The following is a 25,296-nucleotide window of genomic DNA, read 5'->3' on the forward strand; positions in this document are numbered from 1 at the left end:
AAGTCCAGAGACGTGGTGTATCGAAGGTCACCGCGTAATCCGTGGTCGGGTTATGCGGTGAGGGCTGCTGGGGTGGTGTCCTCCTCGGGGTTGGTGGGCTGGGTGGTGGTGCGGCAGCGGGTCAGGACGTCCAGGCCGAGGTAGCGGCGGCCTTCGATCCATTCGTCGTGTTGTTCGGCCAGGACCGCGCCGACGAGCCGGATGATGGCTTGGCGGTCGGGGAAGATGCCGACCACGTCGGTGCGCCTGCGGATCTCCTTGTTCAGCCGCTCCTGCGGGTTATTGCTCCAGATCTGACGCCAGATCTGCTTGGGGAAAGCGGTGAACGCCAGCAGGTCCGCGCGGGCCGCGTCCAGGTGCTCGGCCACCTTCGGTAGCTTGTGGCTCAACGCGTCGAGCGTCCGGTCGTACTGAGCGGCAACGGATTCGGCGTCGGCTTGGTCGAACACCGAGTGCAGCAGAGTCCGCACCCATGGCCAGGATGCCTTGGGGCACACCGACATCAGGTTCACCGTGTAATGCGTGCGGCAGCGTTGCCAGGACGCGCCGGGCAGGGTCGCGCCGATCGCGGCCACCAGCCCGGCATGCGCGTCGCTGGTCACCAGCTGCACGCCTGAGAGGCCGCGGGCGACCAGATCACGGAAGAACGCCAGCCACCCGGCGCCGTCTTCGCCGCTGGTGACCTGGACGCCGAGGATTTCGCGGTAGCCCTCGCCGTTGACGCCGGTAGCGACCAGGCAGTGCACGTTCACCACGCGCCCGTTCTCCCGCACCTTCAGCACCAGCGCGTCCGCGGCGACGAACGTGTACGGGCCCTGGTCCAGCGGCCGGGTGCGGAACGCCTCAACCTGCGCGTCCAGGTCGGCGGCCATGATCGACACCTGCGACTTCGACAGACCCTTCACCCCGAGAGACTCGACCAGCTTCTCCATGCGCCGGGTCGACACGCCCAGCAGGTAGCAGGTGGCCACCACCGACGTCAACGCGCGTTCGGCGCGTTGACGGCGTTCGAGCAGCCACTCGGGGAAGTAGCTGCCCGAGCGCAACTTCGGGATCGCCAGGTCGATCGTGCCGATACGGGTGTCGAAGTCGCGGTGCCGATAGCCGTTTCGGCTGTTGACCCGCTCCTCGGAGCGTTCGCCATAGCCGGCCCCGCACACGGCGTCGGCCTCGGCGCCCATCAACGCCTGGACGAACGTGGACAACAGGTTCCGCAACAGATCCGGGCTCGCCTCGGCGAGTTGGTCGGACAACATCGCGGACGGATCGATACGCTGGACAGAGGTCATCGCGTGAGAACTCCTTCTGACTTGGTCGTCTTGAAGGATCACGCGGTGACCGTCCTCGTTCCGGCTACGACACGCCCGACCTTCCGTCAGGCGTCCGGTCCGTACACCACGCTATTGGACGCAACCATGACTTCCTCGACGGTCGCGCCCTCGGATACCGAGGCGACGTCGAGGTCGGCCACCCATCGGAAACCGGCCTGGTGGTGGATGGCGGCCTGGCGTAGCGAGGTGATGCGGTTGCGGCGTGGGCGGAATCCCGAGACCCAGTCCTGGAAGGCACACGCCTCCAGGACGGGTTCGATGGCGTTACGCAGCGCGCGGTGCACCAGCCGGTCGAGCACGGGCGGGATGAAGGCGTGCATCTGCTTGCCGGTGTAGGTCGGCATTGCCACATCTCGAACTGCTCCGGGCTGCCACGTCCCGTCGGCGAGTTGGGTGACCAGGTGGGGCAGGACGGTGTTCGCGTGGCGGCGGAGCTGACCCCAGGTCATTCCGTCGGCGCCCGGAGCGGAGGCGCGTCGTCCGCACTGCCGCAACGCGCGACGCAGGCATGGCTCCGACAGCAACGGCATCAGCGAATGCGACTGCGGCCCGGCAGGGTGCGCTGGCGTGGCACCAGCCCGCTGCGCTACCGTGCTGGGTGCTTGGGCGGCAGGAACGATCCCCTCGCCACGCTGTACCGGCTCGCACCCCAACACGCGCGGGCTGTCGCGTCGGGAACGACGGCCCCGCCCAGGCCCTGTCAAGGCTGTCTGGTCGCCTGCCACCACGCTTCACCTCCTCACGCGCGGCTGTAGCTGGTGGGGTCAGGGATGTCGTTCTGCTCGAATGCCTCCTTGCGTTCGGTGCAGGTTCCGCACGTGCCGCAGTGCACAGTCTCGCCCCGGTAGCACGACCAGGTCCGCTCGAACGGAACCCCGAGCGCCGAGCCGAGCCGGACGATGTCGGTCTTGCTCTGGTCAAGAAACGGCGCGAGGATCTCGAACTCCTCGACCAACAGGCCCTCGTTCGCGGTGCGGGCCGAGCGGGTGAACCGCTCGACGAACTCGGGTCGGCAGTCCGGGTAGATAGCGTGATCGCCGGCGTGCGCGCCGAACGCCACCGCGTCGGCCTTGCGCGCGACCGCTACCGCGACGGCGATGTCGAGCATGATCGCGTTGCGGTTCGGGACGACCGTGGCCCGCATCGACTCGTCGGTGTAGTACCCGTCGGGCACCGCCACGTCGCTATCGGTCAGCGCCGAGCCGACAAGCAGTCCACCCAGCGACGAGAGGTTCACGATCTCGTGTGGACATTCAAGCAGGGTGGCGATCTCGGCGGCGTGTTCGAGTTCGACACGGTGCCGCTGGCCGTAGTCGAACGACAGAAGTGTCAGTTCGGCCCCACGTGCGGCCAGCCAGTAGGCCAGCACGGTGGAGTCCAGGCCACCGGAGGCGATCACGATGGCGTGGCGCGGGTGCCGATGGGGCGATGGCTCGATCGGCACGGCTACCACGCCCCGCAGACCGAGGACGCCTTGCGGGCCGCGGCGACGACGGCGGTCCAAGGGGGAAGGTCCGCGTGCTGCTGTGGCTGTTCGAGCCACCTCACGCCGTCGGTGGTGTTGTCCAGCGCGGGCAACAGGATTGTCTGGCCGCGCCGTTTCCACCCGACCTGGATGCGCATGAGGTCTTCCCACACCGACTGCCGCAACGTCGTCCGTGGCCGGGTGATGAAGATCCAGTCGGCGGGGTTGCCGGGAACGGTGATGATCGGCGCGCGGAACATGTGCCGCACGAGGACGTTGTTGACCTCAGCGGCGAATCCGGCGCGCATGATCAGCGCGTCGACGACCGTGCCGAGCCGCAGCCGCACCTCGCCGGTGACGTTGTCGATGGTGGTGGGCCACGCGAAGACGTCGTGGTAGACCCGGTCCCGCTGGTCAGATTGGTGGTCACGCTGGGCGGGTGGGTGATCGATCAGTGTTGTCATTGATCCCGGTCCTCCTCGATTCGGGTTTTGGTGGCGGCCGAGCGGAAGTCGTCGTGCTCCCGTTTCCGCCCGGCCGCAGTCGGTGGTGCGGGCGTGCGCCCGCTCGATGGCGAGGTCCGTGGCGTCCGGCCCGGCCTCGCGTCTGGTTATGCCGCTCCCGTTCGGTGAGGCCGATGCTCGTCGAGCAGCACCTCGCGCAGGGCGGCGCGAAGCCGCCCTGCTTCGAGGTTGGTCAACTGGGCGAGACGGCCGCCGGGTAGCTCGATCTCGACGATCTCGTGTGTTCGCCGCCGCAGGTGCAGAGCGGTACGCAGCCCGTCGCCGTCACGGCAGGCGACTGTGCGGTGCTGCCATCCCAACCGGCGAAGCAATGTCGCGGCAGGCACGGAGTCAGCGGTTCGCCTCATTTGGCGGGGCTTTCTCGGATCATGCCCAGGCCGTGTGTGCCAGCGGTGGCGATCGCGTACCGCAGGGTCGGGCAAGGAGGCTGGCTGCGTGCGCGGCGGTGAGCACCGGCGTAGACCGACTCGGTCCGTCGGCGACGTTGGAACGCCAAGCGCAGCAGGCAGCAGACGAACACCAACGCGGCGCTCGCCGTGATCACGGCGATCACGCGCGCTCACCGGCCACAAGGGCGGGGATCGCGGCGGGACCAGGTATCGGGGTCGTGGTCCCGCCGCGATATGGCGGCAGAGCAGGGCGCCCCTCGGCGGCTGGGGGCCGACCGCCGTTGTACTGCTCTGCCGTGCTCGCCGTGCCGGTCGCCGGAGCGCGGCCAGGTGCACCTGGCGCGGGTGCGGTCACCGCCTGAGCGGCCTGCGCGACGGCGGAACGGAGCTGGGCGAATGCGGCGTGGTCGAGCACCGCGGTCTCCCCTGGGGGAGCCATGATGACGACCTCGGCGCCGCGCACGACAACACGAAGGGGCCGCTCGCGGCCGGCGAAGTCACGGCACATCACGGTCCACGGTCCGTTGGTCATCGTGCTGCACCGCCTCGCGCGGTGGTCCTACTCCGTTCCCGTCGACACACCGGCTGCACGGACGAACACGGCACAGCGAGCTGAGTCTGTGGGCATCGCGAAGCGCAGGGCGTCGCGAATCGCTGGGAGAGCATCGTCTACTCCAATAGTCAGCGAGTCCCTTATTTGTTTGTCGGGCAGTTTTCATTCACGGGCTACCGGAAAGCGGCCCGCGATCAGTACCGGCTAACCATTCGACGCCAGCCAGCAGGTATCCGTCGCCAATTTCGAGCTTCTGGTTGTTGCGGCTGCGAACACCGGAAACAACTAAACGGTGGACACACGGGGCCGGACCAGGGCAACCGTGGGGCGGCGATGAGGCGCGGATGGAGCGTTACCGCAGTTGACCTGCAAAAACACCACCAGTGCGGCGTATACGCTGATTGGGTGAAGCAGGCCGACACGGTGTGTCACGAAGCTTCCCGATGCCGCCGATCAGGCCCGACGTTGCGAGCGTCGAGGTTACGTGGCCCCGCGGAGCGGCGTGAGGGAATGGTACCCATGTTGCTCGATGGCGGTGCGACTTCTCGCAGGGCATGGAGACCCGCCGAATTGTCGGGGTTCTCGTGGCCATAGTCTTGACCTGGCCAATCGGCGACGCGAATATCAGGGGCGGTCTAGCCGGACGGGGACGAAGATGGCGACACGACGAGACGGGCTAGCACGACGTCGCGCGGCGATGGGCTTCACCCAGGAGACGCTCGCCGAGCACCTGGGACTCGAGCGATCCACGGTGGGCCGGTGGGAACGGGGAACCGGAACCCCGCAGCCCTGGAACCAGCCCGACCTCGCCAAAGCCCTCGGCGTCTCCCAGAACGTGCTCGCTGATCTCCTCGATGTCGACCCAGCCAATGCGGGCCAGCTCACCGGCCGTTCTGTCATGCTCGAGTCGGCGAGCCGCGCGGTCACGGACTTCGCTTGGCCAGATTGGCACCAGGCGGGACAGGCCAGCGTGTTGGAGCCGCCGTGGTCAATCGCCGGGACGAAGCAGGTTCTGCACGAGGTTGCGGGAGGCTCAATGGACCGCCGTGGGTTCTTGATCATTACGGGTGCCGCGCTTGCGGGGCTGGCGGACCGATGGGGCTCTGCGTTGGCAGAGGAAGATCCGGTGATGCAGGCTGGGCTGGCCGACCAACACGCTCGGCTGTCCGGCGCGGTTGTGGACCGGCTCGACCACCGGCTGGCCGACCTGCGACAGCTCGATGACGAGTTCGGCGGCCGAGAGCTACACCAGCTCGCGGTGGCGGAGTTCCGCTGGCTGACCCGCCTCGCCGACCAGACCGACTACAGCGGCGCCGTCGGGCAGCGACTGTTCAGCCTCGTAACCGAGGCCGCCCGTCTGTGCGGATGGTTGCACTTCGACGCCGCCCACCACGCGGCAGCCCAGACCTACTACGTCGCGGCCTTGCGATCCTCGGCCAGCGCGAACGACTCCCTGACCGGCGCGCACGTCCTGGCGTGCATGAGCTTCCAGGCCACCCTGACCGGCCACTGCCAGGAAGCCATCGCGTTGATCGACGCCGCCGAGCAACAGGCCAAGCGGACCGCCACGCCACGACTTCGAGCATTGCTGGCCAGCCGGAAGGCACGGGCCTACGCGAAGGCGGGCGACGCAGCAGCCTGCGGCCGCGCACTCAACGAGGCCGAACGACGCCTCGACGCGACGACGCTGGGAACACCAGAACCGGACTGGATCTACTTCTTCGACCAGGCCGAACTCGACGCGCAAGCCGCCGCCTGCTGGGTCGATCTCCGTCAGCCGACCAAGGCCCGCCCGCTCATCGACAACGCGCTGCACACGATGAACCCGCAGTACGTCCGCGACCGCACGATTTACCACGTCCGCAGCGCCGAGACGCACCTGCACGCCGACGACCTCGAACTGGCCTGCGACGACCTTCACCTCGCGGCCGACCTCGCTGGCCGGACCGGTTCGGTGCGTTCCGTCCACACCATCCGCGCCGCGCGCGAGACGATGTCGCGTTACGACCGGGAACCTCGGGTACGGCAGTTGGATCGTCGCCTCGCCGACCTGGCCGCCTGACGAATGCCCAGCTCACGCAGGGTCGCGCTCGTAACAGGCGCGAACAGGGGTCTCGGCTACGCCATCGCCCGCCAGCTCGCCGAACTCGATATCCACGTCGTCGCGACCGCCCGCGACCTGGCTCAGGCGAGCAGCGTTGCCGAAGAACTCCGCACCCGAGGACGTGCCGCCTCGGCCGCGCGCCTGGACGTGACCGCACCCGACACGATCACCACGGCGGTCCAACACGTCCTCGAACAGCACGGACGGATCGACATCCTGGTGAACAACGCCGGGATCAGCGACGGCGACCAGCAACCATCGCACATCGATCCCGACCTCACCTCCCACGTCTGGCAGGTGAACGTGCTCGGCGCCTGGCAGTGCGCCGAAGCCGTCATTCCTGCCATGCGTGCGGCTGGATACGGCCGGATCGTCAACATGTCCAGCACCCTCGGCTCGCTCCACCACATGACCCGACCGACCGAGCCGGCCTACCGGGTCTCCAAGGCCGCTCTGAACGCACTGACGCGGGTCCTCGCCGCTGAACTGGCTGGCACCGGGATCCTAGTGAACTCCGCCTCGCCAGGTTGGGTGCGCACCGATCTCGGTGGCCCGAACGCGCCGCGCAGCGTCGAACAGGGCGCGGACACGCCGGTCTGGCTGGCCACGCTGCCCGACGACGGCCCCACCGGCGGCTTCTTCTACGACCGCGAACCGCTGGAATGGTGAAGCCCCCGCTGGAGGGCACCTCCATAGACCGGCGAACTCGCCCTGTCCGTGTCGGACCGATGTCGACCTGCTATAGATCAACAAGGGGTAAGCCTGGTCACCGCTTCGGCGCGTCCTAGCCTTGACCTGGGCAAACAGTAACGGGAACATCGGTGTCGGTCGACAGGACGGGGACGAACATGGCGACCGGACGCGAAGGGCTCGCACGCCGCCGTGCGGCGATGGGGTTCACCCAAGAATCATTGGCCGAGCACCTGGGCATCGATCGGTCGACGGTCGGCCGGTGGGAACGCGGCACCCTGACACCCCAGCCGTGGAACCAACCTGATCTTGCCCGCGCGCTGAAGGTCTCCCTCGACACCCTCGACGCACTGCTCGCCCCTGGTGCGCACGTCGCCCCGCCAGGACCCGATCGGATCTCCCACGCTTTGGTCGCGCCGCAACGCCTGGACTTGATCACGGTCGGCCATCTGCGGGAGCGCGTTCAGCGACTCGATGAGCGATACGATCGCGTGCCGTCCACTTCACTGCTCGCGGACGCCGGACTCGCACTCGGCCAGATCTCCTTCTTCGGACAACACGCCCCGAACGGCCGGACCAGGCTGGAATTGCGCCAGGTGGAAGCCGAAGCTGCGACGTTGATGGGGCAGCTGGTGTGGGACGCCTCCCAGCGCCGGGACCATGACAACGCGCGAGCCCACTTCGAAAACGCGATCGCGGCTGCTCGCGAAATCGGCAACACGGCGGCCGAGGGGCACGCGCTGCTGCGTAAGAGCTACATCTCCTTGTACGGCGAGCGTGATCCCCGCGCCGGACTCACCCTGACCGAACAGACCGCACACACGACCTCCAACACCAGCAACGTGATCACTGGGTTGGCCCTGCTGCACACTGCGGAGGCTCACGCCATGCTGGGTGACCAACGCGCGTGTGAGAAGGCACTCGCCGAAGCGGAAACCCGGTTCGGAAAAACAAACGCGGACGACGTCGCTGGGTTCCTGTTCTCGCCTTCTCAATTCGATCGAATGGCCGGTTCCTGCTACCTGTTCCTCGGTGATCACCGCCGCGCCCAGAAAGCTCTCGAGAAGACCGCGCGCGGCATCCGACGACAGAACAAATCCCGCGCCATCGTCTTGGGCAATCTGAGTCTCGCTCACCTGCGCCAAGGCGAACTCGACGCCGCCACCGCCGCGCTGCACGAAGCCATCGACGTGGTCGAGGAGACACGAGGTGGTGGCGGCTTGAACATCGTGTTCGACGCCGGAAAGGAACTTCGACGCTGGCGGACCGAACACCTTGTCAGCGAGGTCTACGACCGGTTGCTCTCCCTGATGACCGCCGCCTAGAAGGAGCACAGTGGCAAGCACGAACGTCGACGACGCGAAGAATGCCATCCGCGAACGCATCTGGGACCTGCTCGAACAGCACAACGCCGCACTCGACTCCGATGTCCACGGCCGCATCCCGAACTTCGTCGGTGCCCAAGCCGCGGCCGACCGGCTGGCCGACCTGCCGGCGTGGCAGTCCAGCCGTGTGATCAAGGCGGTCCCTGACAAGGCCCAGCTCCCCGCCCGAGTCCGAGCTCTGCGCGAGCGCAAGATCGTATTCATGGCGGTGCCGAAACTCGCGAAACAGCACCCCTTCTACCTACTCGACCCGGCTACCCTGCCTGTTCCGCCCGAGGTCGCCGCGACCAGCCACGGAGCCGCCGACGTGGCACGCAACGTCGGCGTCGACGAACTCCTTCCGATCGACTTGATCATTTGCGGCAGTGTGGCGGTCAACCGCGGCGGCGTCCGGCTGGGGAAGGGAGCTGGCTATTCAGACCTGGAAGTGGCTCTCCTCCAAGAGGCCGGGGTGATCGGACCAGATACCACCATCGTGACCACCGTGCACGCGCTACAGGTCGTTGACACCCCACTGCCGGAAACCGAGCACGACTTCAGCGTCGACTTGATCGTCACGCCGGAGGAAGTCATCCGCTGTAGTCCGCCACGTCGACCTGCCGGGCTGATCTGGGATCACCTGAGCCCGGAGAAGATTGCTGCGATCCCGACCCTGGCGGCCCGCGCTCCTGGTCGGGCTGATCGGTAGCCTGCGCCGCGTTGGGTTGCCGGTCGAGGTCAAGCCGTCAGCGCGCCGATCGTGAGCAAGGCACCCAGCACCAGGAACGGCCCCATCGGCAGCAGCGAGCCTTGCGGTTTTCGCCACGCCATCCGGAGGACCAGCCACACGAGGGCCGCGGCGAACCATCCCAGGAAGGTCGCCATGACCAGGGCCGACCAACCCAACCACCCAAGCGCCAGCCCCAGCAGGCCACCCAACTTCACATCTCCGGCCCCCAGTCCTCCGCCGGAGGCCAACGCCAGAACGAGATAGAACGCAGCCATGATCACCATGCCGGCCAGTGCGCGCAGCAAGTCCGGTCCTCGGGAGTGCAGGAGCGCTGAAGTCGCTAGCAACACACCGACGAGGACGGCACCGGAGTAAACGAGTCCGCTTGGCAGGCGTTGCTCGATGAGGTCGATCAGGCCGAGGGCGAGTCCGACGGCGGCGAGCACGGCGTACGGGAGAAGGTCGAACTGGTTCCCGAAGCGCCATGCCAGGCCGCCGAACGCGCAGGCGGTTAGCAGCGTCGCGGCGAGCCCAGACATCAGCAACCTGGACGGAGGCGAGGTGAGCAACCGCCGGGTGTATGCCGCGACCGCCGCGCCGACGATGGTTCCGGCACCCGCCCATGAAGCGATGAACGCGGCGGACATTAGCCCACACCATTGTCGGTGACGTGCCGTAGTCGATCTGACACCAATCTGCTCCTCGGAATCCGCCAGTCGCGTCTCAAGTGTTACTCGACGCGAGCGCGCTCAGTGAGCGTGTAGCCCAAAAGAGTGAACTTTTCCTAGACGGGCTTATTCCGACTTCAAAGTCAGTCCTTGCAGACTTTGAAGTCAGTGGGGGTCCGTGGTGTAGACGTGGTGAGTGTCACTTGATGTTTGGTTGATCGTCTCTGCCGATCGGGGGGTGGGTCGTGGTAACCGGCAAGGTGTTGATCGCCGGGGGGTGCCGGACGCTGGGGGTACTCGCGACGGCCGCCGTCGTGACGATAGCCGCCGCGTGTAGCTCGGGCACGGCGAGCAGTCCGTCACCCAGCCCAACGCGCCCGTCGACAACTTCGGCGGCGCCGTCGAGCACGGCTATGTCGCCGGTGGACGCTGCGAAGCAGGCGGCTTTGGCTGCGTACCAAGGAATGTGGGCTGACTACGCAGCGGCGGCCACAACGTCGGACTGGCAGTCACCCAAGCTTTCTCAGTACGCCACCGGATTGGCGCTGTCGACGATCTCTCGCGGGCTGTACGCCGACCACTACAACGGCTTGGTCAGCCGAGGTTCCCCTGTCTTGCATCCGAGCGTGTCCTCCGTGGACCCTCCGAACGACCCGACCAAGGTGATGATCACCGACTGCGGCGACTCGTCCCATTGGTTGCAGTACCGCGCAGATAACGGCCAGCTCGCTGACAACACGCCCGGAGGCCGTCGCCTGATCAACGCGACGGTGCAGAAGCAGGCCGATGGCAGTTGGAAGGTCAGCGATTTCGGCGTGCATGATCTGGGGAGCTGTTGACCATGAGGCGCGTCGTTGTTGTAGCAGCATTGGCTGTCGTTGGTTTGTTCTGTGGAGTCGTCCCGGCGTTCGCGGGTGACCCGTGGGGAAACGTGAATTGCAGTCAGATTCCGACGCCGGATTGCCAGCTGGGCGCTGGGACAGGTGGCACCGGCGGCAGCCAGGGTGGAAACCCTGGCGGTGGCCACAATCCGACCCACAACGGCGGTTCGGGTGGCAACACCGGCGGTCCCTCCAACGGCGGGAACGGCGACACCATCATCGGTGGCGGCGGCAACCTGGCGAACTGCTCCTACGTGCCCAGCGACTATCAACCGCCCGCTGGCGCGATCACCGCCGCATACCGGCAACCCTCGCCCTCCAACAGCACGACCGTGCAATTGATCGCCCTCACGCGCCCAGTCGAGCGCGTTGCTCCAGCCGCTCTGCCCGTCGCCGGTCCGGCACCAGGGCAGCAAGGTTCTTGGTACGTCTGGAAATGCACCACGGCGGGCGTCACTGATGGGCTCTATCACCCGCCCGTGTTCATCCCGAACGGACAACCGCCGGGCGCCGCGCCATTGCCCTCGCCAGCTCAACTGGCGCAGATGGCCTACAACCAGTTGCGGCTGCCCACTCCGACGATCGCGGCGAACCCTGCCGGTGAGCAGTTGGTGAACCTGCCGACGTGGATGTGGCTGTCGAGCGGCTGGGGGCCGGTCTCGGCGACGGCCTCGGTTCCTGGCGTGTCGGTGACCGCGGTGGCGACACCGACCTCGGTGTCCTGGTCGATGGGTGACGGCAGCACGGTGACTTGCACCGGTGCCGGTACCCCGTTCAAGCCCGGCACGGACCCGAAAGCGCCCTCGTCGGACTGCGGCCACACCTACCGCACCTCCTCGGCAAGCCAAGCGTCCCAAGCGTTCCCGGTCACCGCGACGGTCCATTGGACGGTCACCTGGTCAGGAGCTGGCCAGGGCGGAACGTTCCCGGACATGACCACGACCGGCAACGCGGCCTTCCGCGTCGCGGAATCCCAAGCCCTGAACAACGGCGGCGGCTGACCCTCGCGGGCACCACCTCCCTTCCACAACAACACAAGTAGGAATTCGTCCTTCCGCTCGCTGCAAAACCTCGGCGACGCGGCGCACTACCCCCATGCCTGGAGGGACCGGCGTGACCACCAACATCACAGCCCAGCCGGATACCAGCCGACCCACGACGTCGGACACCGGCACCTGGACTACGGACGGTAAGAGCCCACCTCACGGCTGCGGGGCACCAAACGGCGGCGCAGCATCCCACACCTGCTGCTGGGAGCGCTGCTCGTGCTGGCGTGTGCCGCCGCATTCCTGGTGGTGTCGCTCAACTCCGGGACCAAGGAATCAGTGTTGGCACTGGCCCAACCGGTGTCGGTCGGGCAGGTGCTGACCGCGCAGGATCTCAAGCAGGTCAACGTCGCCGTCGACCCCGGTGTGTCCGTTGTGGATGTAAGCCAGGCGGCCACCGTGGTGGGCAAGACGCTCTCGGAGAACCTGCCCGCCGGGGCGCTGCTCACGCTGGACGCGGTGAGCGGAAGCGGAGTTCCCGCGAACGGCCAAGCGCTGGCAGCCTTGTCCTTGAAGGCGGGCCAGTTCCCGCCGGAGGTGTCGCCAGGCGCGCACGTGTCGGTGGTGTTCGTGCCCGGCCAAGCGGGCGCCGGACTCGCCAACCCGCCGACGCCGGATTCCACGACAACGTGGCCGGCAGTGGTCACCAGCGTGACCACGCCGCCCAACCAGCAGCTCACCGTGGTGTCGGTGCAGGTGACGCCAGCAGCTGCCCGTCAGATCGCCGCCGTTCCTGCGGGCCAGCTTTCGGTCGTGATGCTTGCGGGGAGTGGATCTCAATGATCGTGTCAAGTGGCAGTGGCTATAGACGGGGTTGCGGGTTCCCAGAGGCGGTTGTCGCGCAACAGTGCCCACATGACGTCGACCAGGCGGCGGGCCAGGGCGATCATGGCTTTGCTGTGGCGCTGCCGCTCGGCGCGTTTGCGCTGGTAGAACTCGCGCGATGGCCCGTCGGGCTTGATGCTGGCGAAGGCGGCCATGTAGAACACGTGGCGCAGCCTTCGGTGGTAGCGCAGCGGGCGGTGCAGGACTCCGCTGCGGCGGCCGGAGTCGTTGGGCACCGGTGCCAGCCCGGCGTAGGTGGCCAGCCGGGACGAGCTGCCGAACGCGGCCAGGTCTCCTCCCGTGATCGCGAGGAATTCCGCGCCGAGTACGGGTCCCATGCCGGGCATGCTCTCGATGATCTTCGCTTGCGGGTGGGTGCGGAACTTCTTGGCCAGCAGTTTGTCGAGTTCCTTGATCTCCCGGTCGAGGTCGAGCAGGTGCGCGGCCAGGCGGGTGATGAGCGTCGCGGTGGTGGATTCTCCCGGCAGGGCAAGGGTTTGCGCCTCGGCGGCGGCCAGGGCCTTGGTGACGATGCCAGGGATCGACGCACGGTGCGCCCGATGCGTGTGCAGGTGCTCGGACAGGCCCGCGGCACCGGCCTGGCGGATAGTCGCCGGGGTGCAGTAGCCGGTGAGCAGGATCAGCGGGGCGCGGTTGGAGTAGTCGAACGCCCGTTCCAGTGCTGCTGGGAACACGCGGGTGAGCAGGTCCCGCAGCCGGTTCACCCCGCGCACCCAGTCGGCCATCAGGTCGGCGCGGTGGCCGACCAGCAGCGCCAGTTCGACGATCAGCTCGTCCGGCGTGGTGATCTGGGCGAGGTCGCGGCGCAGGCGGGCGGTCTCGGCGATGACCTTGGCGTCGCGCGCGTCGGTCTTGCCTTCGCCGGAGAATGCGCTGCTCATCCGGTTGACCATGGTGCCGGGCACGTAGACCACCTGCTGCCCGGCCGCGACCAGCAGTGCCAGCAGCAGCGCGGCATACGCGGAGGTCAGGTCCACCGCCCACCGCACCTCGGTCGCGGTGCCGGTTGCCTTGGTGATCAGCTTCTCGATCACGGCCTGGTCGTTGGTGACCTGCTGCGACCACAACACCTGCCCGTCGGCGTCGAGTGCTGTGGCGTGGTGGGACAGCTTGCCGGCGTCGATGCCGATCCAAGCCACGTGCGGGACCGGCATGCGGTCCTACCTCCTGATCGTCGGACGAGCCCGACGGACGACTCCGCTGGCATACCCCTAAATAGCGACAAACCGCCACACGTCTCAATCAGCAGCCGGAGCGTCCCGTGCGGCGAGGTGGCCATCCACCCCGAGCCTCACCAACGACAGTCAGTGATCAGCCACGCCTCACCGCTTCCGGGCATCCAGAGCCTCGCCCTGGACAGCTACGACGTTAGGGGTCAGTGATGTTGATCGCCGTCGTGAGTGTGAAGGGCTCGCCAGGGGTGACGACGTTCTCCGTCGCGCTGGCAGCGCGCTGGCCGGCACCGGCGCGGGCACTGTTGGTGGAGGCCGACCCGTCCGGTGGGGACCTCGGCATCCGGTTCTCGCTGGAGTCGACACCCGGTTTGGTGAGCCTGGGGGCTGCCGCCCGGCGCAGCGACGACCCGGCGCTGCTGTGGCAGCACGCGCAAGCCCTGCCCGGTGGCCTACCGGTGATCACGGCGCCGCCGGACGCCGACCGCGCGCGAGCCGCCCTGTCCGCGCTGGCCGAGCCGACCAGCGGGGCAGGCATCCTGCGAACCGCCGCGAACACACCGAACACCGTGGTGATCGCCGACTGCGGCCGGATCGACACCGGGTCGGCGGCGATGCCGATCGTGCGCTCGGCCGACGCGCTGATCCTGCTCAGCCGTGCCCATGCGGACGACCTCGCGCACCTGGCACGGCGGCTTCAGTCCATCGGCCGCTGGACTCCGCATCCGGCGATGCTGCTGGTCGGCGAGGGCTACTCGCCCGCTGAGGTTGCTCGCGAGTTGGGCGTGCAGCCGCTGGGCCGGGTACCGCACGACCCGCACGGCGCGGCGGTGCTGTGCGGTCGGCCCAACTCGCTGCGGTGGGGCCGCAGCGGACCGGCGCACTCGGCGCTGGGACAGGTCGCGCACAAGGTCGCCAAGGTGATCATCGCCCAGCAGGCGCCGCCGCCTGCCGTGCCGCACCAGGCACCAGCCGACAACCAGCCGGTGCCGCTCTTGCGGGCCGTGCCCGGTGTGCCGGCCAGCCCGATCGCGTCCGGCGGCCTCCGGCTCGCGCCGGCACCCCAGCAGCCCGGTCCAGGCGGCAGGGGCGGCTCGCACGGAGGGCAAGCGTCATGAACCACCCGAACAGCGGCTACCCGCCGCCCGTTCCCCTGCACCCCCACCAACGGCAGCACACCGACGGCTGGCGACCGGACGGCCTGCCTGCCAACCCCGACTGGCAAGAACCGACGCGGCAACCGCACCGACCCGGCTTCCCGACGTCCGGGCAAGCAGCGCCCGCCGGTGCGGACCCGGTGCAGAACACCGAGGCCCTCGGACGGCTTCGCCAACACCTGCGGGACACCCTCGGCGCCGAACTGCCGCGGCAGGTGGAGGCCCAGCAGCGCCGCACCGGTGTCGCGGTCACGCGGGAAGGCCGCCGTGAGCTGGCACGGGCGATCCTGGACGAGGCCATCCGCGCGCACAGCGAGAACGAGCTGATGGCTAACCGCGCGCTGGTCGACCGGGACGTCGAGCAGCGGGTGATCACCGAGGTCATCAACGAGCTGTTCGGCATGGCCGGGCTCCAGCCTTTGCTGGACGACCCGCGGATCGAGACGATCAACGCCAACCGCTACGACCGGGTGTTCGTCCAGTACACCGACGGCCGCCGCGCCCAGGTCGCCCCGATCGCCTCGTCGAACGAGGAGCTCACCGACCTGGTCCGGCTGTTGGCAGCGCGTGCGTCCAGCCAGGAACGCCGCTTCGACTACGGCTCGCCGGCGGTCAACCTCCAGCTCCCCGGTGGGGAACGGCTGTTCGCGGTGATGGGGCTGACCGCGGGCGGGGTGACCTCGCTGTCGATCCGCCGGCACGGCTACCTCACCGTCACCCTCCCGGAGCTGCGTGCTCGCGGCACCCTCGATCCCGGCCTGGAGCAGTTCTTGCGGGCGATGGTGCGCGCCCGCAAGAACATCCTGATCACCGGCGGGACCGGCGCGGGCAAAACCACCCTGCTGCGCGGCCTCGCATCGGAGATGGACCCGATGGAGCGCATCGTCACCATCGAGGACGCCTTCGAACTCGGCCTGGAATTCGACCCGGACATCCACGCCGACGTGACCGCCTTCCAAGCCCGCGAGGCCAACGTCGAAGGCGAAGGCGCGATCTCCCAAGCCGAGCTGGTCCGGTGGGGCCTGCGCATGAGCCCGGACCGCGTGATCGTCGGCGAGATCCGCGGCCCCGAGGTCATCCCGATGTGCAACGCCATGAGCCAGGGCAACGACGGATCGATGGCCACCCTGCACGCGAGCAGCTCCCGGATCGCCTTCACCCGGCTGGCCTCCTACGCCGCCCAAGGCGTCGAACGCCTCCCGCTGGAAGCCACCAACCTGCTGGTGGCCAGCGCGGTGCACTTCGTCGTGCACCTGGCCCGCGGTCTGGACCGCACCACCCGCGTCGTGTCCTCGATCCGCGAGGTCGTCGGCGCCGACGGGCCGCAGGTGATCTCCAACGAGATCTACCGGCCCGGCCCTGACCGCCGCGCCCGCCCGGTCGCCGGGGCGCTGCGCACCGACACCCTCGACGACCTGGTCGACGCCGGATTCGACCCTGGCCTGCTGGAAGAGCCCGAAGGGTGGTGGCCACGGTGATCTCCGCCGGGAACATCACGATCAGCGCCACGACCGCGCTGTCGGCGCTACTGGGCCTCGGCGTCGGCATCGGACTCCTCCTGGTCATCATCGGCTGGCGCGGGACGGACCCGGCCCGGTCCTCCGGATGGCGTAGGCCCCGTCGGACCCAGGCCGTACCCGGCGACCAGCGCCGAACGCTGCGGATCGGGCTGGCCATCGCGGTGGGCGTGCTGGTCGGCGTGGCCACGGGCTGGGTCGTCGGTGCGGTGCTGGCCGGCCTCGCGGTGTGGGCGCTGCCCCGCATCCTGGGCCGCGACCCCGAGCACGCTCGCCGTGTCGCCCGGATCGAGGCCATCGCGACCTGGACGGAAATGCTGCGGGACACGCTGTCGGCCGCCGCCGGCCTGGAACAGGCCATCCTCGCCACCGCACCGCTGGCACCGCCGGCCATCCGCAGCGAGATCACCGACCTCGCGGAGCGCATCGAGAACGGTGACCGCCTGGCGCCGGCGCTGCGCCGCCTGGCCGACCACCTCGCCGACCCCACCGGCGACCTCGTGATCGCCGCGCTGGTGCTGGCCGCCGAGCAACAGGCCCGCCAGCTCGCCGACCTGCTCGGCTCGCTCGCTCACGCGGCACGGGAGCAAGCCTCGATGCGGATGCGCGTGGAGGCCGGGCGCTCCCGAACTCGGACGTCGGTGCGGGTGATCGTGGGCACCACGCTCGGGTTCGCCGTGCTCGTGACACTGCTCAACCGCCACTACTTGTCGGCCTTCGACACGGTGACCGGGCAGATCGTCCTGCTGGGAATCGGTGTCCTTTTCGGACTCGGTTTCGCGTGGCTGGCGCGCATCGCCGCGGTGCCCGAGCCCGACCGCTTCCTGTCGCTGACCGAGGACACGACAGCCGGCCACGCCCCGTTGGTCGCGGAAAGGCAGGTGTGACCGCCGTGACCAGTGTGCTCATCGCGCTCGTGCTGGGAGCCGGGTTCGGTGTCGGCGTGTGGGCGCTGGCGGTGTGGCTGTTCCCGCCCCGTCCGGCGCTGGGCGAGGTCCTGGCGCGCGCGACGACGCCGCCAGCACCGACCCCGATCCTGGCCACCGACGACACCGGCTGGGCTGCCAAGCTCGGCCGCCCGTTCATCGCGCCGCTGCGCGCGCTCGGCCTGCCCGGACCGCGTCTGGCCCGCGATCTGGCCGTCATCGGGCGGCCGGTCGCCACGCACTTGTCGGAGAAGGCGACCTTGGCGATCGGTGGACTGCTCGTGCCGGTGCTGGCGCAACTGCTGTTGGCGCTGGCCGGGTTGTCGTTGGGCGTGGAGTTCCCGCTCGTCGCCGCGCTGGTGTTGGCCGCCGCCGGGTTCGTTCTGCCCGACCTGCAAGCCCGCTCCGACGCGGCGAAACTACGCACCGGGTTCCGCCACGCCCTGTCGGCGTACCTGGACCTGGTGTGGATCACCCTCGCCGGAGGTGCCGGGGTCGACAGCGCGCTCAACGACTCGGTCGCCATCGGAAGGGGCTGGGCGTTCGAGCAGATCCGCCGGGCCTTGGACACCGCGCGTCTGACCCGCACCACCCCGTGGGCCACGCTGCGCCAGCTCGGCGAGGAACTCGACGTCACCGAGCTGTCCGAACTCGCCGCGTCGGTCAGCCTGGCCGGCACCGAGGGCGCCAAGGTCCGCACCTCGCTGGCAGCCAAGGCCGGCGCGCTGCGCACCCACCAGCTCACCGACGCCGAGAGCGACGCCCAGGCCGCCACCGAACGCATGTCACTGCCGGTGATGGCGTTGTTCCTGGGCTTCTTGGCCTTCATCACTTACCCCGCGCTCACGCAAGTCCTCAATGGACTCTGAGTTTGGGGTCTAGGGGAAAGGGAGGAAAACGCGATGCAGCCTTACCTGGTGGCATTGTGGACCACAGTGAAGGCGCGGTGGGACCTGCTGCGCCGTCAACCCGACGCCGGATACTCAACCGAGACGGTCCTGGTGACCGCGCTGCTGGTCGCGGCGGCGTTGGTGATCATCGCGATCATCATCGCGAAGGTCACCGCCAAGGCCAACGGCATCCAGTTGTAGCCGCGATGCGCCGGGTACCAGTGTTGCTTCGCAACGTATGCGGCGGTGGCGGTAGTGCGGGCCGTCTTCGGCCGCAGCATGCGCGTGGACGGCCGGGCTCACGCGGCCGGGTGCAGATGCTGCTGCGCGGCGACCGCGGCGCGGTCAGCGCCGAGCTGGTGATCGCCACGCCGCTGCTTCTGCTGATGCTGCTGGCGATCGTGCAGTTCGCGCTGTGGAGCCACGCCACGCACATCGCGCAGGCCGCCGCCTCCCAGGGACTCGCCGTCACGCGAGCCCAGGACGGCACCGCGGCCGCGGGCAGCGCGAGCGCGCAGCAGATGCTCGACCAGCTTGCGCGCGGCCCATTGACCGGCGCCAGCGTCAGCGCCGACCGCACCGCGACGTCCGCGTCGATCAGGATCTCCGGGACCGCCACCTCGGTGATCCCGTTCCTGCACTTGCCGGTGCACGCCGAGGCGGCCGGACCGGTCGAGCGGTTCGTCCCGGATCTGGCGGGCGGGTGACACGGCCATGACACCGACGACGCGGAACCGCGCGGCAACCCTACCCCTGTCCCGCCGCCCAGGACGGCCGCTGAGGGCCGAACGCCGCCACGTGCGGTGGTGGGTGGCGTGGTGGCACGCAGACCGGGGCTCCGTCGCGGCGGAAGTCACGATCGCCACCCCGTTTCTGATCATGCTGCTGGTGTTCGTCGCCGTGGTCATCCACCGAGGCGTCGACGCGCGGCTGCGCATCGACGACGCCGCGCACCAGGCCGCCCGCGCGGCCAGCCTGGAACGCACCCCAGCCACGGCGGTCGCGGCGGCACAGTCCGCCGCGACCAGTGCCTTGTCCTCGGCCGGGGTGAGCTGCGCATCGGTGACTACCGACACCGCCACCGGTGGAATGCGGCCGGGCGGCACGGTGAGCGTGACAGTCACCTGCACCGTCGACTTCGGCGACGCGCTTATCCTCGGCGTACCCGGCCAGAAACGCTTGTCCGCCAACGCGATCGAGCCGATCGACACCTGGCGCGCGGTCACCGTCAACGCCGCAGGGGGCGGGTCATGACCGGCCGGGGACGGCACGCACGGCCGACCCGGCGCAGCGCCGGGTGGCGAGCCGGCTGGCGCGACTGGTGGCGGGCCGACGAGGGGCGCGCGACCGCGTTCATCGTCGTGCTGGTGGTCGGAATCCTTGCCCTGGCCGGGCTCACACTGGACGGTGGCTTGGCGCTGGCGGCGAAGGTCAAGGCCAACGGCGAGGCGCAGGCAGCCGCCCGTGCCGGCGCCCAGGCCATCGACCTATCCGCCTATCGGAACACCGGCACCCTGCAACTGGTCCCGGCCCAGGCCGTCGCGGATGCCCAAAGCTACCTCGCCACCGTGGGCGCCTCCGGCAGCGTGACCGTCTCCGGGGACACCGTGACCGTCAGCATCACCGCCACTCAAGGCACGCAACTGCTGGGCCTGGTCGGGATCTCCAGCCTGACCGTGCACGGGACCGGCAGCGCCCATCCCCAGAGGGGTGTGGTGACCGTCGAACCATGAACGCGCCAGTCGCACGCACACCCTGAAGTGCTTCAACGACAAGGAGATTACCGATGGCCACGACTGAGGAGATCGCCCGTCGCGTCGAGCAGGCCGATGCCGCCCGCAGCGCCAAGCGAGCCGCAGCCGCGCAGCGGGTCGGCGAACTCGCTCAGCGCCGAGCTGCCCTCGCCGAGCAACTGGGCGACATCGAACGCCAACTCGGCGACGAACTCGCCGCCGCCCAAGAAGTCATGGACGTCGACGAACTCGCCTCGTTCACCGACGTGCCAGCCGCCGACCTCTCCCGCTGGCTAACAGCACGCACGACCCGCAAGACGGGCCGCACCAGGCGTAAGCGGACCACCGGGGCGGCGGCCGGCGAGCACGACACCCGCAGCGGACGATCCACGGCGGGGACGGCACCGACCGCTCAGACAGCCACGCCTGACCGTGTCCCATCTCGCGCCAGCACCGCCAACGGGGACGTGGAGCAGGTCGAGCGTGTTCCCGTCGATGTCGGGTGAGGACACGCGACCGTGCTGGCGGACTGGCACGCATCGGACCGGTCATCGATCCGCGCCGGACCCAGGTGACGTGGTGACCGGGCAATAACCCTGTACGACCAAGGAATCGAGCACGCCGTGACCGCGCAATCGCACAACGCCCGCCGCAAGGAGGCACAGCCACCGAGGACGCGCCGCCGCGGCGGAGCAGTATTGGCTGGTGCGCTCCGATTCGTCGGCCGGGTACTGCGAGGAGTGATCGCCGCCGCGGTGCTGGTCGCGCTCGTGGCGGGCTTGCCGTGGGCGTTGTGGCACTACATCGGCTGGCCCCTGCCCGACCACGTCCCGACCCTGACCGAGGTCCACGCGGTACTGCTTGGCCCGATGACCACCACGTTCCTGCTGGACTTCCTCGCCTGCACCATCTGGATCGTCTGGGTCGCCTTCACCATCGACGTACTGCGATGCAGCGTGGACCTCGTACGCGGCGGGTTCGACGCCGCCCGCCTGCCGGACTTCTCCGCAGCCGGACCGATGCACGCCCTGGCGGGCGTCCTGATCGGCGCGATCCTGCTGTCCGTGCTGGGCAACCGGCCCGCACCGGCACCGGCCGCGTCGTTGTCCGCCGCGCTCGGCAGCGGCGGACACGTGGTGGCCACCGCCCCGGCGTGGCAGCACCCCGCGCCCGTCGAGGACATCGTGGTGGTGCGCGACGCGGTCGCCGCCACCCAGACCCTCGCCACTGGCGCGGCCACCCACAGCGCGCCCGCGCATCCCGTGTCGGTGGTGGTGCTGGCGCCGCACGACGGGGTCTACGACTCGTTGTGGCGGATCGCGCAGCGCACCCTCGGCGACGGCGCGCGCTGGCCAGAGATCTTCGATCTCAACAAGGGCAAGCCGCAACCCAACGGGCGTCCATTCACCCAGCCGAGCCTGATCTTCCCCGGCGAGGAGTTGGCCCTGCCCGCCGACGAGACCGCGCCAAACCAGCCCGCTCAACCCCCGCAGCGCCCGTCCGTGCCGACGCCGACCTTGCCAGCGCCGACCACGGCACCGCCCACCAGCACGCCGACACCAAGCACCACAGCGCCGCCAACGAGCGTTGCGCCGTCCAGCCCGGCGACGCCTGCCCCCTCCGAGCAACCACCCGCCGCGACCGGCACCCATCCACGTCCCACGGTGACGGCAGAACCCGGCTTCACGTGGGGGCCGGAGCTGTTCGTGGGGCTCGGCCTGGCGGCAGCGGTCAGCGCCGCGCTGCTGGTCGCCCGCCGCCGCTACCGCGCCCGATACCGGCCCGGCAGCGGCGACCGCGACGACCTACCCGTGGCGCCCGTCGTGTACCAACTCCGGCTTGCGCACCTGCGCGCCGAGACCGACGACGAGATCGACCTCGACGACGATCACGAGGACGACGCCACGGACGGTGAACGGCCGCGGCAGGTTCCACCGCCTCCCGCCCTTATCGTCGGCACCCCCGCGGCCGGCACCCCCGAGCGGCGAGGCGCCCTCGCGCCGGGATTGGGAGTCCGGGACGGCCGCGAGATCGCCCTCGATCTTGCTGTCGCCCGTGGTCTCGGCCTGATCGGCGCGGGGACGCCGGCGGCGATCCGCGCGTTGCTGGTCGCCGCGCTCACCGCCCCCGTCGATGCCGCCGCCGGCCACGGGCACACAGCAGCCGGGACGAGCGTGGTCGTCCCGGCCACAGACCTGGCCGCGGTCCTCGGACGTGCTGCTGCCCAGGCGGACCTGCCCACCGGCCTGCGCGTGGTAGCCGACCTCGAGGAGGCGCTGGACACACTGGAGGCCGAGACCCTGGTGCGCGCGGCCAGCCGTGACCGGAAATCCTGGCCGCCACTGGTCCTGGTAGCCAGGCCCCCGCAGCACCACCAGCGGCTGCAGGCGGTCCTGGACAACGGGGCGCCGTTCGGCATCACCGGCCTCCTGCTGGGCCAGTGGCAGCCCGGCGTCACCTGCTACGTCCGCGAGGACGGCACGATCTCCGCCACTGGCCCCGGCCTCGGCGAGGCCCTGCGCGGCACCCGCGTGTTCCGCCTCGGCGACGACCACACCGCGGCGTTGCTCACCCTGCTGCGCCAGGCCGAACCCGAACCATCGGCCGAGGCTGACCAGGACGACCGCATCAATGTGGGCACCCCGCAGGCGACCTGGCCACGCATCGTGCCCGTGTGCGGCGAGGATGGCCGGGCTCCCGACGACACTGGAGGGCTCGGCCCCGACCACGCGGACCGCGGCGGCATACAACACGTCGCCGAGCCAGTTTCCGACGCGGAGCTGGAGGTCACCGCCGGCGCGCCGCCACCCGCCGAGGCAGAGCTGGAGATCCTTGCTCCACGCCGCCCCGCAGCGCCGCCCGGCGAGGTCGAGGACCCATCGACACCGCACCGCGAACGCAACTCGACCACGGCCACACCCACGCCGACCACCGGCATCGCGGACGACGAGACCGACACGGCGCGAGCGCTGATCACGATCACCGTGCTCGGCCCCCTGCGGGTGCACTGGCATCCCGAGACCGAGCAGGAGCGGGAGATCACCGGAGCGTTGCAGCCGCGGACCAAGGAACTGCTGGTGCTGCTCGCATTGCACCCCGGCGGCACCACCCGCGACACGCTGGTCTCCACGTTGTGGGGTGAAGACCCACCATCACGCCCAACCAACGCCTTGCACACCGCCCTGTCCCGGCTCCGTCGTGACCTGACCGAGGCCACCGATGGCGCGGTGACCGACATCGCCTTGGTGGACAACGGTCACTACCGGCTCGATCCAGCAACGGTGCACGTGGACTACTGGCGCTTCGAGAACGCGGTAGCCGCCCGCCGCGCCGCGGCCACCGACGCCGAACGCATCGCCGCCTACCGCGACGTGATCAACAGCTACGGCGGGCCGCTGGCCGACGGCATGTCGAAAATCGAGTGGATCGAACCGGCACGGGAAGCGATTCGCCGCGACGCCCTCGACGCCGTGTCCGGCCTGGCGCGGGCCTTGGTCGAGGATGATCCGCAGCAGACGCTGGACCTGCTGGAGGTCGCGCGGGCATTCGACCCGCACAACGAGCTGCTCTACCGCGACATCATGCGGCTGCAGGAACGCCTCGGCCAGCTCGACGCCATCCCACGCACCCTGACCCTGCTGTCCACCCGGCTGGCGGAAGTGGGCGAACAGCCCACGCCGCAAGCGCGCGGACTGGCGGCCCGCCTGGGCGGACGCCGCGACCACGACCCGGCCAACCATCCCGCCGGCCGAGGGCAGCCCGCCGCCAGGGGCGAACGTGGGCGCAGCGCGGCGAGTTGAACGCGGCCGGCGCCACGGCCCAGGACGGGTCAGGTGAACGCGTTTCGGTGCCCGATGAGAGCCTTCGGGTTAGTACGGCAGCCGCACAGTGTGATCTTGGTCGGCGTGTCGTGATCACGAGGGCGGCCACCGCGTGATCAACTTCAAGGTGTGTTGGATCTTGAAACTGACGCGGTGGCCGCGTCGTGGACTGTAGTTGGTGATCCGCTTGCGCGCTGGCAGGCGGGGTTCGGTGAGGTGTTTGGGCTGGTGGCGGGCCGGTTCGCGCAGGTGCAGTCGCGGCGCCGGGCGCGGCTGTACCTGCTGGGGCTGCTGTCGGGGGCCGAGCGCAAGAACTCCTGGACGCTCGCCGAGCAGGCCGGCGAACTGAGCCCGGATGGCATGCAGCGGCTGCTGAACTGTCTACGCCTGGGACGCCGAGGCGGTGCGCGATGACCTGCGCGGCTACGTGCTGGACCGGCTGGGTGATGCGGCCGGTGTGCTGGCCGCCGACGAGACCGGATTCCTGAAGAAAGGCACCCGCTCCGCTGGCGTTCAGCGGCAGTACTCCGGCACGGCGGGCCGGATCGAGAACTGTCAGCTCGGGGTGTTCCTGGCCTACGTGTCACCGCGGGGGCGGGCGCTGGTCGACCGGGAGCTGTACCTGCCGCGCTCCTGGACCGACGATCCGCAGCGCTGCGCCGAGGCCGGGATCGGCGACGAGGTCGGCTTCGCCACCAAGCCGGAGCTGGCGCGGCGGATGCTGCAGCGGCTGCTGGCCGCGCACGGGCACCAGGCGGTGCCGTGGTTCACCGCCGATGAGGCCTACGGCGACAACCCCGGACTGCGCGCCTGGCTGGACGAGCAGAACCTCAACTACGTGATGGCCGTGTCCTGCGACCAGCGGTTCGCCACCCCGACCGGCCCGCAACGCGCCGACCAGCTGGCCGCCGCGGCACCCAGACGCGGCTGGCAGCGGCTCTCGGCCGGCGACGGGAGCAAGGGCCAGCGACTCTACGACTGGTTGCTGCTCGACCCCGGAGCCGACCAGCACCACCTGCTGGTCCGTCGCTCGATCAGCAAGCCCAGCGAGCTGGCCTACTACATCTGCCACGCCAACCAGCCGGTCCCGGTCGCCGAGCTGGTCCGGGTCGCCGGGTCCCGGTGGGGCATCGAGGAAACATTCCAGTTCGCCAAGAACGAGACCGGCCTGGACCACTACCAGGTCCGCCGCTACGACGCCTGGTACCGGCACATCACGCTCTCGATGCTCGCCGCGGCGTTCCTCGCCGTCACCGCCCACACCGAGCGCGCACGAACCGCGTCAAAGGGGGCACCACAGGCGGCATCGACCAGCTGATCCCGTTGTCCTGCAACGAAATCCGGCGCCTCTGGGCCAAGCTGACCCACCCCGATCACCCCCGAGCCCATGCCGACCACTGGTCAGCCTGGCGCCGACTCCACCAAACCCGCGCCAAGCGCAGCCACTACCAGCGACAACGCCTCAAACATCACAGCCTGCGGCTGCCGT

At 69.4% G+C, this 25,296-nt stretch carries 25 protein-coding genes and 1 pseudogene; 18 read left to right on the forward strand and 8 right to left on the reverse strand.

The features are described 5' to 3' along the window. Positions 1-50 precede the first annotated feature (50 nt). From BA062_RS38580 to BA062_RS38610, 6 genes are all read right to left on the reverse strand, one after another. Positions 51-1,289: an IS256 family transposase gene (locus BA062_RS38580; protein ID WP_110334304.1), complete on the reverse strand. Its 1,239-nt coding sequence runs from the start codon at positions 1,287-1,289 to the stop codon at positions 51-53. 86 nt (positions 1,290-1,375) lie between these two features. Next, entirely contained in the window at positions 1,376-1,675 is a 300-nt protein-coding gene (locus BA062_RS40900) for an RNA-dependent RNA polymerase family protein (RefSeq protein WP_245960234.1), read from the reverse strand. Positions 1,676-2,070: 395 nt separating this feature from the next. Beyond that, positions 2,071-2,775 (reverse strand): 7-cyano-7-deazaguanine synthase QueC, encoded by a 705-nt coding sequence (gene queC, locus BA062_RS38590; protein ID WP_110344068.1) that lies wholly within the window; start codon positions 2,773-2,775, stop codon positions 2,071-2,073. A gap of 2 nt (positions 2,776-2,777) precedes the next feature. Then, positions 2,778-3,260: a hypothetical protein gene (locus tag BA062_RS38595; RefSeq protein ID WP_110344069.1), complete on the reverse strand. Its 483-nt coding sequence runs from the start codon at positions 3,258-3,260 to the stop codon at positions 2,778-2,780. A 146-nt stretch (positions 3,261-3,406) separates the two neighbouring features. Continuing rightward, positions 3,407-3,619 (reverse strand): hypothetical protein, encoded by a 213-nt coding sequence (locus tag BA062_RS38600; RefSeq protein WP_245960235.1) that lies wholly within the window; start codon positions 3,617-3,619, stop codon positions 3,407-3,409. 250 nt (positions 3,620-3,869) lie between these two features. Further along, on the reverse strand, positions 3,870-4,241 hold the full coding sequence (locus BA062_RS38610; RefSeq protein ID WP_110344072.1) for a hypothetical protein: 372 nt from the start codon (positions 4,239-4,241) through the stop codon (positions 3,870-3,872). Positions 4,242-4,917: 676 nt separating this feature from the next. Between BA062_RS38610 and BA062_RS38615 the strand changes: the two genes are divergently transcribed. The 4 genes from BA062_RS38615 (at position 4,918) to BA062_RS38630 (ending at position 9,129) form a co-directional block, all read left to right on the forward strand. After that, positions 4,918-6,324: a helix-turn-helix domain-containing protein gene (locus BA062_RS38615; protein ID WP_281271683.1), complete on the forward strand. Its 1,407-nt coding sequence runs from the start codon at positions 4,918-4,920 to the stop codon at positions 6,322-6,324. Positions 6,325-6,327: 3 nt separating this feature from the next. After that, positions 6,328-7,035, forward strand: coding sequence for an SDR family oxidoreductase (locus BA062_RS38620; RefSeq protein WP_110344074.1), 708 nt, complete (start codon positions 6,328-6,330; stop codon positions 7,033-7,035). Positions 7,036-7,214: 179 nt separating this feature from the next. Further along, a complete protein-coding gene (locus tag BA062_RS38625; RefSeq protein ID WP_110344085.1) occupies positions 7,215-8,381 on the forward strand; it encodes a helix-turn-helix domain-containing protein in 1,167 nt (388 codons plus the stop codon). A 10-nt stretch (positions 8,382-8,391) separates the two neighbouring features. After that, on the forward strand, positions 8,392-9,129 hold the full coding sequence (locus BA062_RS38630) for a 5-formyltetrahydrofolate cyclo-ligase (protein WP_110344075.1): 738 nt from the start codon (positions 8,392-8,394) through the stop codon (positions 9,127-9,129). Between the two features lie 29 nt (positions 9,130-9,158). Here the strand turns inward: BA062_RS38630 and BA062_RS38635 are convergent, their stop codons facing one another. Then, positions 9,159-9,797: a prepilin peptidase gene (locus BA062_RS38635; RefSeq protein WP_110344076.1), complete on the reverse strand. Its 639-nt coding sequence runs from the start codon at positions 9,795-9,797 to the stop codon at positions 9,159-9,161. A gap of 434 nt (positions 9,798-10,231) precedes the next feature. Between BA062_RS38635 and BA062_RS38645 the strand changes: the two genes are divergently transcribed. From BA062_RS38645 to BA062_RS38655, 3 genes are all read left to right on the forward strand, one after another. Further along, positions 10,232-10,657 carry a hypothetical protein gene (locus BA062_RS38645; protein WP_245960236.1) on the forward strand — a complete coding sequence of 142 codons (426 nt, stop codon included), beginning with the start codon at positions 10,232-10,234 and terminating at the stop codon, positions 10,655-10,657. A 2-nt stretch (positions 10,658-10,659) separates the two neighbouring features. Beyond that, the gene (locus BA062_RS38650) at positions 10,660-11,700 is read left to right on the forward strand and encodes a hypothetical protein (RefSeq protein WP_245960237.1); all 1,041 of its coding nucleotides are present in this window, start codon (positions 10,660-10,662) and stop codon (positions 11,698-11,700) included. A gap of 264 nt (positions 11,701-11,964) precedes the next feature. After that, positions 11,965-12,528 (forward strand): SAF domain-containing protein, encoded by a 564-nt coding sequence (locus BA062_RS38655; RefSeq protein ID WP_245960238.1) that lies wholly within the window; start codon positions 11,965-11,967, stop codon positions 12,526-12,528. A 5-nt stretch (positions 12,529-12,533) separates the two neighbouring features. On the opposite strand, the gene BA062_RS38660 is transcribed toward BA062_RS38655, so the two are convergent. Then, positions 12,534-13,745 carry an IS110 family RNA-guided transposase gene (locus tag BA062_RS38660; RefSeq protein ID WP_110344079.1) on the reverse strand — a complete coding sequence of 404 codons (1,212 nt, stop codon included), beginning with the start codon at positions 13,743-13,745 and terminating at the stop codon, positions 12,534-12,536. Positions 13,746-13,972: 227 nt separating this feature from the next. On the opposite strand from BA062_RS38660, the gene BA062_RS38665 reads away from it, so the two are divergent. From BA062_RS38665 to BA062_RS38715, 11 genes and pseudogenes are all read left to right on the forward strand, one after another. Next, positions 13,973-14,881 (forward strand): CpaE/TadZ family protein, encoded by a 909-nt coding sequence (locus BA062_RS38665; protein WP_110344080.1) that lies wholly within the window; start codon positions 13,973-13,975, stop codon positions 14,879-14,881. After that, complete coding sequence (locus BA062_RS38670; protein WP_110344081.1) at positions 14,878-16,398, forward strand: TadA family conjugal transfer-associated ATPase; 1,521 nt, start codon at positions 14,878-14,880, stop codon at positions 16,396-16,398. Before BA062_RS38665 ends, BA062_RS38670 begins: the two co-directional genes overlap by 4 nt. Continuing rightward, complete coding sequence (locus BA062_RS38675; RefSeq protein ID WP_110344087.1) at positions 16,398-17,324, forward strand: type II secretion system F family protein; 927 nt, start codon at positions 16,398-16,400, stop codon at positions 17,322-17,324. Before BA062_RS38670 ends, BA062_RS38675 begins: the two co-directional genes overlap by 1 nt. 14 nt (positions 17,325-17,338) lie before the next feature. Continuing rightward, positions 17,339-18,232 carry a type II secretion system F family protein gene (locus BA062_RS38680; RefSeq protein WP_110344088.1) on the forward strand — a complete coding sequence of 298 codons (894 nt, stop codon included), beginning with the start codon at positions 17,339-17,341 and terminating at the stop codon, positions 18,230-18,232. A gap of 33 nt (positions 18,233-18,265) precedes the next feature. Then, positions 18,266-18,454, forward strand: a complete 189-nt coding sequence (locus tag BA062_RS38685; RefSeq protein ID WP_110344082.1) for a hypothetical protein — start codon at positions 18,266-18,268, stop codon at positions 18,452-18,454. 116 nt (positions 18,455-18,570) lie between these two features. Further along, positions 18,571-18,960 (forward strand): TadE/TadG family type IV pilus assembly protein, encoded by a 390-nt coding sequence (locus tag BA062_RS38690; RefSeq protein WP_110344089.1) that lies wholly within the window; start codon positions 18,571-18,573, stop codon positions 18,958-18,960. A 103-nt stretch (positions 18,961-19,063) separates the two neighbouring features. Next, positions 19,064-19,507, forward strand: coding sequence for a TadE/TadG family type IV pilus assembly protein (locus BA062_RS38695; protein ID WP_110344090.1), 444 nt, complete (start codon positions 19,064-19,066; stop codon positions 19,505-19,507). Then, complete coding sequence (locus BA062_RS38700) at positions 19,504-19,986, forward strand: pilus assembly protein TadG-related protein (RefSeq protein WP_245960240.1); 483 nt, start codon at positions 19,504-19,506, stop codon at positions 19,984-19,986. The genes BA062_RS38695 and BA062_RS38700 overlap by 4 nt, the downstream gene beginning before the upstream one ends. A 53-nt stretch (positions 19,987-20,039) precedes the next feature. Beyond that, on the forward strand, positions 20,040-20,492 hold the full coding sequence (locus BA062_RS38705; RefSeq protein ID WP_110344083.1) for a hypothetical protein: 453 nt from the start codon (positions 20,040-20,042) through the stop codon (positions 20,490-20,492). A gap of 117 nt (positions 20,493-20,609) precedes the next feature. Beyond that, entirely contained in the window at positions 20,610-23,786 is a 3,177-nt protein-coding gene (locus BA062_RS38710) for a BTAD domain-containing putative transcriptional regulator (protein ID WP_110344084.1), read from the forward strand. 237 nt (positions 23,787-24,023) lie between these two features. Continuing rightward, positions 24,024-25,296: pseudogene (locus BA062_RS38715) on the forward strand (IS701 family transposase); the annotation flags it as partial.

Origin of the sequence: Prauserella flavalba (genome assembly GCF_003202235.1) — a bacterium.
GTDB lineage: Bacteria > Actinomycetota > Actinomycetes > Mycobacteriales > Pseudonocardiaceae > Prauserella_A > Prauserella_A flavalba.